Source organism: Brotaphodocola sp., from assembly GCF_983179755.1.
The window spans coordinates 177,338-190,601 of sequence record NZ_CFAHBC010000001.1; the positions used below are offsets into that span (position 1 = coordinate 177,338).

Sequence of the window (13,264 nt, forward strand, 5' to 3'; positions counted from 1 at the left end):
TTGGCTGGATTTTCTCGCGCTCCGCCAAACGAAATACTTTTGCGAGTTAAGAAAATAAAAATGATCTTTAATAACGTCAACAGGTTCTCTTTTGCTAATTGATTTGATTAAACATTTTTGGGCTATAAGTTCTCAATTGTACTACGCAATTCCTTCAGCGCAGAAGCAAAACGGCGGGAGATTGCACCTGGGTTTCGACGAAGGATTGCAGGGGTACGTTTGCCAATGCGTGTTTTGAGAACGTCGCGCTTTTCGTTCAGCTGTTTGGACAGCTCCTGAATTCTTGTCTCGAATTCTTCTTTCTTGAGGTTTATATTCTCATGGCGAAGCTCGGCAGATTCGACAACGGAATCGCGGACATTTTCTTTGATGCGGTGGATTTCCTGAACCGTCTCAGCACGCAGAAGGGCAATCTGAACCTGCATATCCTCAAGCTCGGCACGCAGTTTGGTGATTGATTCGAGGGCGCGAGCGAGGTCGAGAGCTTCCTTCGTGGACTGGAACGTATCATATCCAAAGAGAATCGTTGTTGTGATCAGGAAAAAACATTCTGTGTGAGGTTTGATTTCGAGAACAGCCTTTGCAATCGGTGGATGAATTACTTCCGTCATAAGGATTGTCAGGAAACCCCATGCAATCGAGGAAGTCAGGCAAATGTATCCGTGCAGATTGAATTTCTGATTGCTGTAATCCCAGTAACGCACTTTAAATAAACGTTCCATCGCCCATCCGGTGATGTATTCGAGAACAGTGGCTCCGATTAAACCTGAGAAATAGACGGCGATCAGGCTGTTTCTCACCGGCAGAGAGACCCATAGCATCATCACTGCTCCGGTTCCGTAAAGAGGGAGCATTGGGAGACGGAGAAAGCCACGGTTGACAAAGTGTCTCTGTTTCAGAGAAACGTAGGTGGATTCAAAAATCCATCCGAAAAAGCAATAGACGTAAAAGAACGTCAGCCAGTGGTACCAAGCGTAAGTATACATGACAGTGAGTCCTTTCTAAATGTAGAATGAGAGATAAGAAGCCTGTGTTAAGTGATTTGAGTCATACCTCTTAATTTTTCTTTTTCGCACATTATACCATAAAAGCAGTCAATCAAAAAGACAGATGTTAGAGCGTGCCTGAAAATAAATATTTCAAACATGCTCTAGCATCTGTCTCGAACAAAACTTCATATTCCTTAATAAATAGTTTTACAAACAGAATCCTAGATTTCTTACGCGGTCGCCTGAATCCGTTTCTGGTAAAACCGCACGGCGCAGGACAGGGAGAAGCAGATTGCAAAATAGCAGAGTGCGATGAACGCATACAGGGTTGTGATCTGTGCAGGACTGCGCAGAGAACCCATGACAATACTGCTGTTTCTCATGAACTCGGCAATGTCGACTGCTTTCAGGAACGAAGTATCCTTGATGACAGTGATAACCTGAGAGAGCAGTGCCGGGATGATGCTCTTGAATGTCTGCGGGAGAACGATGTAGACCATCGTCTGCCAGAATGTAAAGCCCTGGGAGGCAGCTCCCTCAAACTGTCCTTTCGGAACGTTGTTTAAGCCTCCGCGGACGATCTCTGCAATTACAGCGGTTGTGAACAGCGTACAGGCGAAGATTGCTTTCACGGTCGGATCACCCTGCATCGTGAAGCGAATCCAGAGAATCCACAGGATGTTCGGTGTACAGCGGAAAAATTCGATGTAGGCTCCGACAAGGCGGGAGAGGATCGTCAGCTTTCCGGTACAGAAGTGGCGAACCATTGCGACGAGTGTGCCGAAGAACAGGCTCAGAACAATCGTGCATGCGGAGATCAAAACCGTCGTCAGAAGTCCCTGCATCATAAAGAGAAGATTGGATTTTGTAAAGATGGATGCAAATACCTCAGCCATTTCATGCCACCCCCTTCATTTTTTTCGGAACCGGAGTGCGCTTTGCGCGGATCTCCAAATAGCGGGAGAGCTTTGCGATCGGGAAACAAATGACAAAGTACAAAAGAGCACACGGCAGATATGCCTGCACGAAGTATCCGAGATCACTGCCCCAGGAATCCGCATGATACATCAGATCCATTCCTGCGATCATTGCGAGAACAGAAGTGTTCTTCACAAGGTTGAGCGCCTGGTTTGCAAGCGGTGGCATGATCATCTTGAGCGTCTGCGGAAGAATGATGTAGCGCATCGTCTGAATGTAGGTGAAACCCTGTGAGTATGCGGCATCAAACTGTCCTCTCGGCACAGCCTCGATACCGGTTCGGATGACTTCGGAGATGTAGGCACCGTGGTAGATGCCGACGCCGATGACACCGATGATGAATTTCGGAACTCTTCCGCCGATCACGAACGGCAGGCAGTTGTAATAGAAGAAAACCTGTACAACGAGAGGAGTATTCTGGAAAAATTCCACATAGATTCTTGCGATGACATTTAAGACTTTTACTTTCACAGTGGAAAGCATTCCAAAAATGACACCTAAGGCAAGCGCCAGCAGGAGACCTGCCAGCGCTACTTTCAGTGTCATGATAAAACCTGGTATGTATTCCTCCGGGAGGACTTCCATGAATGCCTCCCAGCCTTTTACGTTAAACAGTTCTTTTATCATGAGTTATTCGATTCCCCAACCTTTCATCATTTCGTCCATTTTACCACTGCTCTTGAGATCGTCGACAACGCCGTTTACCAGCTCTGCAAGTCCCTTGTTGTCGAGCTTGGAAGCAACACCGTACTCCTGCTCTGCGAAACGATCCGGAAGAAGGGTGGTGGAGTCATCGTTGTATCCTGCAAGAATTGCGCGGTCAACGGAGAATACATCGATGTTCTTTGCTGCAAGTGCAGCTGCCAGAGACGGATAACCGTCAAACTCCTCAAATTCCGGCTTCACGTTGATGTTGTTTTCCTTGGTGTACTCACCGAATGCCTTTGCAGTCGTGGAACCCTGAGAAACACCAATGATCTTGCCGTCAAGGTCATTGATCGATTCAATGCCGGAGTCTTTCAGAACGAGAAGACCAACAGCGTCTGTATAGTATGGGTCAGAGAAATTCCATTTTTCCTTACGCTCAGGAGTGATCGTGTAAGTTGCAATGACGAGGTCAACCTCACCATTGTCGAGAAGCGGTCCTCTTGTCTTTGCAGTCACACCCTGGAAAGTGACGAGATCCTTGTCCTTTGCCTCGTCAGCGGTGCATCCGAAGATCTTTCCTGCGATCTCGTAAGCCAGATCAACTTCTACACCCTCCATCTTTCCGGTTTCCGGATTCTGGTAACCGAACTTCGGAACATCGACTTTCGTTCCGACTTTCAGTTTGCCGGCGTCGATAATCTTCTGAACGTCAGCAGTGGTGTCTCCGGATGCGGAGGAATTGTCAGCAGAGCTTCCTTCCGTGGTGGTTGCTGTGGTATCAGCAGGAGCAGTTGTGGAAGCACCCGAATCGGAACCGGAGCATCCGGTCAGTACAGCTGCCATCATCATAGCAGTAGCAAAGAGAGCGGTACCTGTCTTGAACATGTTCTTTTTCATAATTGTTTCCTCCTCAAAAAAAGTTTCTGTGACTCATTTCTATACAAAAAGACTCCCTGACCTGATTATTCCTGCATATCTATGTATGTGGTATATTTTGGAAAATCGTCGAAGGAGCCTTTATGCTAGCAGTAATATTAAGAAAGCAAAATCGGCGCCATCGTTTCTTGCGATTGTTTAATGAAGAATCTTGCTTAAGAACGCTTTGGTACGCTCGTTCTCCGGATTCGTGAAGAAATGCTCCGGAGTTCCTTCTTCTACAATATATCCGCCGTCCATGAAAATGACGCGGTCAGCAACCTGTCTTGCAAATCCCATCTCGTGGGTGACACAAACCATTGTGATATTTTCTTTGGAGAGTCCGACCATAACGTCGAGAACTTCCTGAACCATCTCCGGGTCGAGAGCGGAAGTCGGCTCATCGAAGAGGATCAGTTTCTGCTTCGTGCAGAGCGCACGGGCAATCGCCACACGCTGCTGCTGACCACCGGAAAGGTTCTGAGGATAGGCGCCAGCCTTGTCGGCAAGACCAACGCGCTCAAGATATTTCATAGCCGTCTCTTCGGCTTCTTTTTTCGGAACTTTCTGCAACTTGATCGGTGCCAGAGTCAGATTCTGGAGAACCGTCATATGTGGATACAGATTGAACTGCTGGAACACCATCGAGGAATACTTTCTCGCCATCTCACCGCGGTTTTTCTTTGTCATCAGCTGATCGTTGATGTAAACCTCTCCGGCGGTCGGCTCCTCTAAGTAGTTCATGCAGCGAATCAGAGTGCTCTTACCGCTTCCGGACGGTCCGATGATAACAAGCTTCTCGCCCTCCTCAACAGTCAGATTGATATTCTTTAAAACCTCCAGGCTTCCGTAGTTCTTTTTCAGGTTCTCAACTTTTATCATAATCTCTGCCACCTTTCTATGAGATAGTCATTAAAAGTTCCATTTGCGCTTCCGCGATAGAATTGAGAGTAAAAAAGGCACTCGAACATGCCCCCAGTTGCGGGGGATGCCGAGCGCCTTTGCTCCTCTGATCTATGTTGCATTTCTGTTTGAATTGCTTTTTTTTGCATTATATGCGCCAAAAATCGAAAAGTCAATAGTTTTTTCGAAAAAATACAATTTTTAACTTGTTTTTGCCACAGGTTTTTGGTTGTAATACTTTATTAAATTAAATTTGTGAAGGTGTAGAGTGTGAAAATGAGAAGAAGAACGATGGCGGAAAAGAAATAGGAAGAGAAGAACCAAAGAGGGTTCTGATCGGGAGGACGGTCGAGCACGGTTTTATGACAAAAAAACGACGGAGTTGGAGTCTTGCACCATTTCCATAAATATGTTACACTCTTCGCAAAGGTCAGCATGTAAGGACCCAGTTTTTGTTGCTGTGCATGCAGGGAACAGATCAGAATTTGCTCGTTGCTGGGAGCAGTAACCATTCAGAGACATTCAGAGAAGAGAGAAAGGAAGATACCCATGAATTTATCTTATCAGAGCACACGGGGCGGAGAGAGCGGTCTGACTGCTTCTCAGGCAATTTTGAAAGGTCTTGCAGATGACGGCGGTCTGTTTATGCCGGTGGAAATCCCGAAACTGGATATTCCGCTGAAAGAACTCTACGGGGCAACTTATCAGGAGACAGCTTATCAGGTAATGAAGCTGTTCTTCACCGACTTTACAGAGGAGGAGCTTCGTTACTGCATCAATCACGCTTACGATGAAAAATTTGATACCGAGGAGATTGCTCCGCTTGTAAAGGCAGATGGTGCTTACTATTTGGAGCTTTTCCATGGAAAGACGATTGCATTTAAGGATATGGCACTCTCGATTCTTCCGTATCTGATGACGACATCCGCAAAGAAGAATCAGGTAAAGAACGACATCGTGATCCTGACGGCAACCTCCGGTGATACCGGAAAGGCGGCTCTTGCAGGTTTTGCGGACGTTCCGGGAACGAGAATCATCGTCTTTTACCCGCAGGGCGGTGTCAGCCGGATTCAGGAGCTTCAGATGGTGACCCAGAAGGGAGACAACACCGCAGTTGTCGCAATTCATGGAAACTTTGACGATGCTCAGACCGGAGTGAAGAATATTTTCGGGGACAGGGATTTTGCAGAGCGACTTGCAGGCAAGGGCTTCCAGCTCTCCTCTGCAAACTCGATCAACATCGGTCGTCTTGTTCCGCAGATTGTATATTATGTGTATGCATATGCAAAACTTGTGAGCAATGAGGAGATTGCAGACGGAGATCCGATCAATGTGACGGTTCCGACCGGAAACTTTGGAAATATTCTGGCTGCCTACTTTGCAAAACAGCTCGGCGTGCCGATCAAGAAGCTGATCTGCGCTTCTAATGACAACAAGGTACTCTACGATTTCTTCCAGACCGGAACGTATGACAGAAAGAGAGAGTTTATTCTGACGACTTCCCCGTCTATGGATATTCTGATTTCGAGCAACCTGGAGCGTCTGATTTACTTAAGTACCGGTTGCGATGCGATGGCAACGGGCGCACTGATGAAGGAGCTGAGCGAGAAGGGCGCCTACACGGTAACCGACGCACAGAGAGATTTTATGAAGGATTTCTGCGGTGGTTATGCGACCGAGAAGGAAGATGCAGATGAGATCCGCCACGTCTACGAGGAGACCGGATATGTGATCGACACCCACACCGCTGTCGCAAGTGCAGTTTGCAGAAAGTACCGCGAGGAGACGAAGGACAATACTCCGATTGTGATTGCTTCGACGGCAAGTCCGTATAAGTTTGCACACAGCGTTATGGAGGCGATTGCAGGTGAGCAGGGTGACCGCGATGAGTTTGCGATCGTGGATGAGCTGAGCAAGACTGCGAATGTTCCGGTTCCTCAGGCAGTTGAGGAGATCCGTACCGCACCGATCCGTCATACAAGAGTTTGCGACCGCACGGATATGGAGAAGGAAGTCGCAGAGATTCTCGGATTATAAGAAATACAGTTAGTTTAGATAGAAAAAGTACCTTTTTGGCGGTTGAAAAAATTCGGAAAAGCGAATTCTATTGCCAAAAAAATAACGAAGGCTCTTTTCAAATCACAAAAAATGTATTATACTATGGGTATGTTTTTGAAAAGAAAATATGTAACTGTGGGGATACATGAAGAAGGTATGAAACAGTTGTTACAGTTCATGCGTTAGGCGGATTGTAACGGACAGTTACAAATATCATGAATGGAGGATGGAATCATGTTAGTATCTGCAACAGAAATGCTGAAAAAAGCAAAAGAAGGGCATTATGCAGTAGGACAGTTTAACATCAATAACCTGGAGTGGACAAAGGCAATCCTGGCTACGGCTCAGGAGATGAACTCCCCGGTAATTCTGGGTGTTTCCGAGGGTGCCGGCAAGTATATGACCGGATTTAAGACCGTAGCACAGATGGTTAAGGCAATGATCGAGGAGATGAACATCACAGTTCCGGTTGCTCTGCATCTGGATCATGGTACCTATGATGGCTGCTACAAGTGCATTAAGGCTGGTTTCTCCTCCATCATGTTTGACGGTTCTCACTATGCAATCGAAGAGAACGTGGAGAAGACCAAAGAGCTGGTTAAGGTTGCTCATGCAATGGGTCTGTCCATCGAGGCTGAGGTTGGTTCCATCGGCGGTGAGGAAGATGGCGTTATCGGTATGGGCGAGTGCGCTGATCCGAACGAGTGCAAGGCAATCGCAGATCTGGGCGTTGACTTCCTGGCAGCAGGTATCGGCAACATTCACGGAAAGTATCCGGCAAACTGGAAGGGCTTGAGCTTTGAGACTCTGGCAGCAGTTCAGGAGAAGACCGGTGATCTTCCGCTGGTTCTGCACGGTGGTACCGGAATCCCGGCTGATCAGATCAAGAAGGCAATCTCTCTCGGCGTTGCAAAGATCAACGTAAATACCGAGTGCCAGCTGGCATTTGCTGCTGCTACCCGTAAGTACATCGAGGAAGGCAAGGATGAGCAGGGCAAGGGCTTTGACCCGAGAAAACTGCTTGCTCCGGGCGCAGAGGCAATCAAGGCAACCGTAAGAGAGAAGATTGAACTGTTTGGTTCCGCAAATAAGGCTTGAAATTAGGGGTCGTACTTAATAAAATAAACTTCTGACAGGAAAAGAAGAAAATCGCGAAAAAGTACTTGCTTTTTCTGGTAAGATGGGTTATTTTAATAAAGAACGATGGCGTTCTTCTTATAAGAAGGAGGGCGCCATTTTTTTTTATGCAGGATATACAGAAACAATGCAGATTTATTCATTTTTTATTTTCTGCGTGATTTCATGAGGAACGGAAGGGTGTTCAACCCCGGTATGGACTGTATGAATCAATGAGGAGATCCGGAATGGAAATTCAAAGGAGAGGAAGGAAAAATTTATGAGCGAGATCGTAAATATGTCTGAAGTATTCGGCAAGAATGTCTTTAACGAGACTGTAATGAAAGAGCGCCTGCCGAAGGCCGTATTCAAGAAGCTGAAGAAAACCATCGAGGATGGTGCAGAACTGGACCCGTCTATCGCAGATGTTGTTGCTCATGCAATGATGGATTGGGCAATCGAGAGAGGAGCAACTCACTATACACATTGGTTCCAGCCACTGACCGGCGTTACCGCTGAGAAACATGATTCCTTCATTTCCGCTCCAGATTCCGAGGGAAGAGTCATCATGGAGTTCTCCGGCAAAGAGCTGATCAAGGGTGAGCCGGATGCATCTTCGTTTCCGTCCGGTGGTCTTCGTGCTACCTTCGAGGCAAGAGGATATACCGCTTGGGATTGTACTTCTCCGGCATTCTTAAAGGAGGATGCAATCGGTGTGACCCTGTGCATTCCGACCGCATTCTGTTCTTACAAGGGTGAGGCACTCGATCAGAAGACCCCGCTTCTTCGTTCGATGCAGGCAATTGATAAGCAGTCCCTGAGAATTCTGAAACTGTTTGGCAACACCACTGCAAAACGCGTGGTTCCGTCCGTAGGACCGGAGCAGGAGTATTTCCTGGTTGACCGTGCAAAATATTTACAGAGAAAAGACCTGATCTACACCGGTCGTACCCTGTTCGGCGCAATGCCTCCGAAGGGTCAGGAGCTGGATGATCATTACTTTGGAGCAATTCGTGAGAGAATTGGTTCTTATATGAATGAGGTCAACAAGGAGCTGTGGAAACTCGGCGTTACCGCTAAGACCCAGCACAACGAGGTTGCACCGGCACAGCATGAGCTGGCTCCGATCTACGATCAGGCAAACCTTGCAGTTGATCACAACCAGATGGTTATGGAGACTTTGAAGAAAGTTGCCGGTCGTCATGGACTGTCCTGTCTGCTTCATGAGAAGCCATTCGCAGGTGTCAATGGTTCCGGTAAGCACAACAACTGGTCCCTGACTTCTGATAATGGTGTAAACCTGTTAAGCCCGGGCGAGACCCCGCACGAGAACATTCAGTTCCTTCTGGTTCTGGCATGTATCCTGAAGGCTGTTGATGTTCATGCAGATCTGCTTCGTGAGTCCGCAGCAGATGTCGGCAACGATCACCGTCTTGGCGCAAACGAGGCACCGCCGGCAATCATTTCCGTATTCTTAGGCGAACAGCTTGAGGATGTCATCGATCAGCTGTGCAGTACCGGTGAGGCAACCCACTCCAAGAAGGGCGGTACCTTAAAGACCGGCGTTGCAACTCTTCCGGATCTGGATAAGGATGCAACCGATCGTAACCGTACTTCACCGTTTGCATTTACCGGAAACAAGTTCGAGTTCCGTATGGTTGGTTCCGCAGATTCCATCGCTTCCCCGAACGTAGTTCTGAACACGATCGTTGCAGAGGCATTCAAGGAAGCAGCAGACGAGCTGGAGAAGGCAGATGACTTCGACACCGCTGTTCATGATATGATCAAGAAGCTGCTCAGAGAGCACAAGCACATCATCTTCAACGGCAACGGTTACTCCGATGCATGGGTTGAGGAGGCTGAGCGCCGTGGTCTGCCGAACATCCGCTCTATGGTAGATGCAATCCCGGCACTGACCACTGAGAAGGCAATCAAGCTGTTCGAATCCTTCGACGTATTCACCGAGGCAGAGCTTCAGTCCCGTGCAGAGGTTGAGTACGAGGCTTACGCAAAGGTCATCAACATCGAGGCAAAGACGATGCTCGACATGGCAGGCAAGCAGATCATTCCGGCAGTTATCAAGTACACCACCGAGCTGGCTGAGTCCTTAGGTAAGGTAAAGAGTGCTTGTCCGGAGGCTGACACCAGCGTACAGACCGAACTGCTTACTGAGACTTCTGCTCTGCTGTCCGATATAAAGGTAGCACTGGCCGCTCTGGCAGATATTGTTGAGGAGTGCGAGGGCATGGAGAGCGGAAGCGATCAGGCTCACGCTTACCACGACAAGGTTGTTCCGGCAATGGCTGCTCTGCGTGCACCGGCTGATAAGCTGGAGATGATCGTGGATAAGGATCTGTGGCCGTTCCCGAGCTATGGCGATCTGATGTTTGAGGTATAAAAGATCAGATATTTGTTTGATAAATGAGACTACCGCAATCCCACTGACTTTAGACAATGGGTAGTTCACATATGGGTTCTTTTTTTGAGAAAATAAAGGTTACTGTTTGTGCACTGCATGAACAATGACAGCTAGACGGCGGTTCCGCAGGAGATGGCGGGACCGCCGTTTACTTTTTTCCATGAATATTGTATGATAGAAACAGCGCTATTTGAAAAAAGTTTTTCTGTATATTTTGAAATGATGGAAACGGAAAATAAGATCTGAGGAATCTGAGGAAAAAGAAATGAATGTAGTTTATGCGTCAAATGACGCTTATGCAAGGCATTTAGGCGTGTCGATGTATTCTCTCTTTGACCGGAATCAGGAGGTCGAGAAGATTGAGGTCTGGGTGCTGTCAATGGCGATTTCAGAGGAAAATCAGGAGAATTTAAAAAAGATTGCCGATCAGTATCGCCGCAGATTAAATTTTGTGGAGCTTGCTGATCTCAAGCAGAAAATTGGTTTTGAGGTGGAGACCGGTGCCTATGACATCAGTATCATGCTTCGTCTCTTTGTCGGGGAGACCTTGCCGGAGAGCATCGAGAAGGTTCTCTATTTCGACTGTGACACCGTGGTTGCCCAGCCACTCAGGCATCTGTGGAAGACGGAGCTTCATGAAAATGTGATCGGTGCGGTGATGGAACCGACAATCTATCCGGAGGTGAAAGCCTCGATCGGGCTTGATAATGACGAGCCGTATTTCAACTCGGGGGTTCTGCTGATCAATCTGAAAAAGTGGAGAGAAGAGGGCGTTCAGCAGAGACTTCTCGATTTCTGGAAGGAGAAGGGCGGAAAACTTTTTGCGAGCGATCAGGATGTGATCAACGGAGGGCTGAAAGGGCAGATCCAGATGATTTCTCCGCGATATAATTTTTTTACGAATTACCGCTATTTCTCTTATCAGACGCTTGTGCGCCATGAGCCTGCATATCGGGCAGTGAAGAGAGAACAGCTCACAACGGCGAAGCGTCACCCGGCGATCATTCACTATATGGGGGATGAGAGACCGTGGATTGCCGGAAACAGAAATCATTATCGCAAGGCGTATGAGTTTTATCTGGAAAAGACACCGTGGGCAGGAAGTCCGAAGGAGAAGGGAAAAGAGCGTTACATGCTCGCCTATCATCTGATGGATTATGTGACAGCAGTTTGTCCGGCAGTGCGCTGGGCAATCAGCCGTCAGATGGGAATGAAGTTTGTGGAAAACAGAAAGAGAGAAAATAAAAAATGATTACGGTTTTGATGGCAACCTGGCAGGGAAAGAAATATCTGGAACAACAGCTTGACTCGATTCTGGCGCAGACTGTGCCCGTGCGGATTGTGATCTCGGATGACGGATCGGATGACGGAACGAGGGAACTTCTTGAGCGCTATGCCGAGTGGTATCCGAAGCAGATTGTGCTTCATCATCACCAGACTCCGCAGGAGCGAAAAGCATTGGCATTGCAGAAATCAGAGGGAAAAGAAAGACAGAGAATTCCGGCATCAGCACAGAATTTCTTCTCGCTGATGGAGTTTGTCGCTGAGGAGGACGAGAGTGATTATGTGATGCTCTCCGATCAGGATGATGTCTGGTTCAACGACAAGGTGAAAGTGCTTGCCGGAAGAATGCGCCAGATGGAGAGACAGATGGGAAAGGAGATCCCGATTCTGCTTCACTCGGATATGGAGGTTGTGGATGAGAATCTCGCGCCGATTGCCCCGAGTTTCTTTGAATATCAGAACTGTCACCCGGAGCGCAGCTCGTTTGCAGAGGTATTGATAGAGAATCCGGTGACGGGCGGAGCCTGCATGATGAACCGTGCACTCTTGCATCTCGTCGCAAAGGCGCCGAAGAGCTGTTGCATGCATGATTGGTGGATTGCGCTTGTCGCTTCGTGCTTCGGTGTGATCAGCTGGGGAGACGAGGCGCTCTATCAGTATCGCCAGCATGAGGACAATGTGCTCGGCGCACAGAAGAAGGGACTTTTGACGGCGATTGAGAGCCGGAAGGGACGAGGAGAGGAGATTGCCCGTGCATATGGACAGATCTTTGCGCAGGCGACGGCATTTGGTCACCGTTTCTGGAAGGAGATGACACCGGAGCAGAAGAGCACGCTTCGCGCATTTCTTGCGCTTCCGTATCAGTCTCCGGCAGGTCGTGTAAAGAATATCATGCGTCACCATTTCTGCAAGAATTCCCGGGTTCAGACACTTGCGATGTGTGTGACGATCCCGAAGATGGCGGGGGGACAGCTCTCGCTTGACCGTCTTGAGGCGCAGGGTCAGAGAGCACAGAAAGACCGTCCGATTCCCTGGAAAAAGGAGAAGGAGGATGAATCCCTGTGAATGTGAAGACGAAAATTTGTAGTGTGATTCTGAATTATAACGATGCCGAGACAACCGAACAGCTCGTCCGCCTGATCCATGAATATGATGTGCCGGAGGAGATCGTGGTCGTCGATAATGCGTCGACCGATGATTCGTGGGACCAGCTCAAAGGTCTGGAGGATCAGAAAGTTCATGTGATTCGAGCAGAGAAGAATGGCGGATACGGAGCGGGAAATAATTTTGGTGTTCGCTATGCGGTCGAGCACTGTCAGGCAACCCATGTGCTGATCATGAATCCGGATGTGACGATTGCGGAGGAAACGATCATTCGGATGTTGAAACTTTTTGAGAAGCATCCAGATATCGGGGTGATGAGTGCGCGAATGCACGATGTGACTTACGGGGAGATGACGGGAGGTTGGCCTCTGCGCGGGTATACGAGACAGCTTCTCGCGATGGGACCGGTCAGCCGTCGTCTGTTTGCGCCATTTCTCGAGTATTCCAAGCCGTATTTTGAGGGAAAAAAGGCAGTTTCCGTTGATGTCGTCCATGGTTCTCTGCTGATGATTGATGCGGGGAGATTTCTTGAAGCCGGAGGATATGATGAGGGAATCTTTCTGTATCAGGAGGAGGATGTGCTCGGGTGGAAGATGAGAACGATGGGACTTCGCACGGTCTTGCTTCTCGACCGGAGTTACGATCATGCGCATTCGGTGTCGATCAGCAAGTCATTTTCAGGGCAGATGGAGCGTCAGCGCCTTCGTGAGCAGAGTGTTTTTTATTATATGAAGAATTATCTGCATATCAGTCGAATTCAGGAGTGGTTTGCAAGGGTGTGGTTTTGGGGAATCCGGATGGAAATTCGCACAGCACAGATTTTCAGTCAAAAAGAAAAATAATAAAGCAG

At 48.2% G+C, this 13,264-nt stretch carries 11 protein-coding genes; 6 read left to right on the forward strand and 5 right to left on the reverse strand.

Annotation, left to right across the window (positions count from 1 at the left end; translation table 11 throughout):
* Positions 1–122 precede the first annotated feature (122 nt).
* The 5 genes from AC4EVX_RS00740 to AC4EVX_RS00760 all read right to left on the reverse strand — a co-directional run bounded on the left by AC4EVX_RS00740 (position 123) and on the right by AC4EVX_RS00760 (position 4,412).
* A complete protein-coding gene (locus tag AC4EVX_RS00740; protein WP_177978091.1) occupies positions 123–986 on the reverse strand; it encodes a putative ABC transporter permease in 864 nt (287 codons plus the stop codon).
* A 233-nt stretch (positions 987–1,219) separates the two neighbouring features.
* The gene (locus AC4EVX_RS00745) at positions 1,220–1,885 is read right to left on the reverse strand and encodes an ABC transporter permease subunit (protein WP_177978090.1); all 666 of its coding nucleotides are present in this window, start codon (positions 1,883–1,885) and stop codon (positions 1,220–1,222) included.
* Position 1,886: 1 nt separating this feature from the next.
* Complete coding sequence (locus tag AC4EVX_RS00750; protein ID WP_177978089.1) at positions 1,887–2,594, reverse strand: amino acid ABC transporter permease; 708 nt, start codon at positions 2,592–2,594, stop codon at positions 1,887–1,889.
* Between the two features lie 3 nt (positions 2,595–2,597).
* On the reverse strand, positions 2,598–3,512 hold the full coding sequence (locus tag AC4EVX_RS00755) for a transporter substrate-binding domain-containing protein (RefSeq protein ID WP_177978088.1): 915 nt from the start codon (positions 3,510–3,512) through the stop codon (positions 2,598–2,600).
* Between the two features lie 177 nt (positions 3,513–3,689).
* Positions 3,690–4,412: an amino acid ABC transporter ATP-binding protein gene (locus tag AC4EVX_RS00760; RefSeq protein WP_177978087.1), complete on the reverse strand. Its 723-nt coding sequence runs from the start codon at positions 4,410–4,412 to the stop codon at positions 3,690–3,692.
* Between the two features lie 570 nt (positions 4,413–4,982).
* Here AC4EVX_RS00760 and thrC point away from each other — a divergent pair.
* The 6 genes from thrC (at position 4,983) to AC4EVX_RS00790 (ending at position 13,256) form a co-directional block, all read left to right on the forward strand.
* Complete coding sequence (thrC, locus tag AC4EVX_RS00765) at positions 4,983–6,470, forward strand: threonine synthase (protein ID WP_177978086.1); 1,488 nt, start codon at positions 4,983–4,985, stop codon at positions 6,468–6,470.
* 255 nt (positions 6,471–6,725) lie between these two features.
* Positions 6,726–7,589, forward strand: a complete 864-nt coding sequence (fba, locus tag AC4EVX_RS00770) for a class II fructose-1,6-bisphosphate aldolase (protein WP_177978085.1) — start codon at positions 6,726–6,728, stop codon at positions 7,587–7,589.
* A gap of 298 nt (positions 7,590–7,887) precedes the next feature.
* Positions 7,888–10,005 (forward strand): glutamine synthetase III domain-containing protein, encoded by a 2,118-nt coding sequence (locus tag AC4EVX_RS00775; protein ID WP_177978084.1) that lies wholly within the window; start codon positions 7,888–7,890, stop codon positions 10,003–10,005.
* Between the two features lie 286 nt (positions 10,006–10,291).
* Entirely contained in the window at positions 10,292–11,278 is a 987-nt protein-coding gene (locus AC4EVX_RS00780; RefSeq protein WP_490159362.1) for a glycosyltransferase family 8 protein, read from the forward strand.
* Positions 11,275–12,375 (forward strand): glycosyltransferase family 2 protein, encoded by a 1,101-nt coding sequence (locus AC4EVX_RS00785; protein WP_490159363.1) that lies wholly within the window; start codon positions 11,275–11,277, stop codon positions 12,373–12,375. The genes AC4EVX_RS00780 and AC4EVX_RS00785 overlap by 4 nt, the downstream gene beginning before the upstream one ends.
* Complete coding sequence (locus tag AC4EVX_RS00790; RefSeq protein WP_177978081.1) at positions 12,372–13,256, forward strand: glycosyltransferase; 885 nt, start codon at positions 12,372–12,374, stop codon at positions 13,254–13,256. The genes AC4EVX_RS00785 and AC4EVX_RS00790 overlap by 4 nt, the downstream gene beginning before the upstream one ends.
* The last annotated feature ends 8 nt before the right edge of the window (positions 13,257–13,264 follow it).

Excerpts from the sequence above, each read along its gene's own strand:
- AC4EVX_RS00740 (WP_177978091.1), bottom strand. The coding sequence starts at position 986 with ATGTATACTTACGCTTGGTACCACTGGCTGACGTTCTTTTACGTCTAT.
- AC4EVX_RS00745 (WP_177978090.1), bottom strand. The coding sequence starts at position 1,885 with ATGGCTGAGGTATTTGCATCCATCTTTACAAAATCCAATCTTCTCTTT.
- AC4EVX_RS00750 (WP_177978089.1), bottom strand. The coding sequence starts at position 2,594 with ATGATAAAAGAACTGTTTAACGTAAAAGGCTGGGAGGCATTCATGGAA.
- AC4EVX_RS00755 (WP_177978088.1), bottom strand. The coding sequence starts at position 3,512 with ATGAAAAAGAACATGTTCAAGACAGGTACCGCTCTCTTTGCTACTGCT.
- AC4EVX_RS00760 (WP_177978087.1), bottom strand. The coding sequence starts at position 4,412 with ATGATAAAAGTTGAGAACCTGAAAAAGAACTACGGAAGCCTGGAGGTT.
- thrC (WP_177978086.1), top strand. The coding sequence starts at position 4,983 with ATGAATTTATCTTATCAGAGCACACGGGGCGGAGAGAGCGGTCTGACT.
- fba (WP_177978085.1), top strand. The coding sequence starts at position 6,726 with ATGTTAGTATCTGCAACAGAAATGCTGAAAAAAGCAAAAGAAGGGCAT.
- AC4EVX_RS00775 (WP_177978084.1), top strand. The coding sequence starts at position 7,888 with ATGAGCGAGATCGTAAATATGTCTGAAGTATTCGGCAAGAATGTCTTT.
- AC4EVX_RS00780 (WP_490159362.1), top strand. The coding sequence starts at position 10,292 with ATGAATGTAGTTTATGCGTCAAATGACGCTTATGCAAGGCATTTAGGC.
- AC4EVX_RS00785 (WP_490159363.1), top strand. The coding sequence starts at position 11,275 with ATGATTACGGTTTTGATGGCAACCTGGCAGGGAAAGAAATATCTGGAA.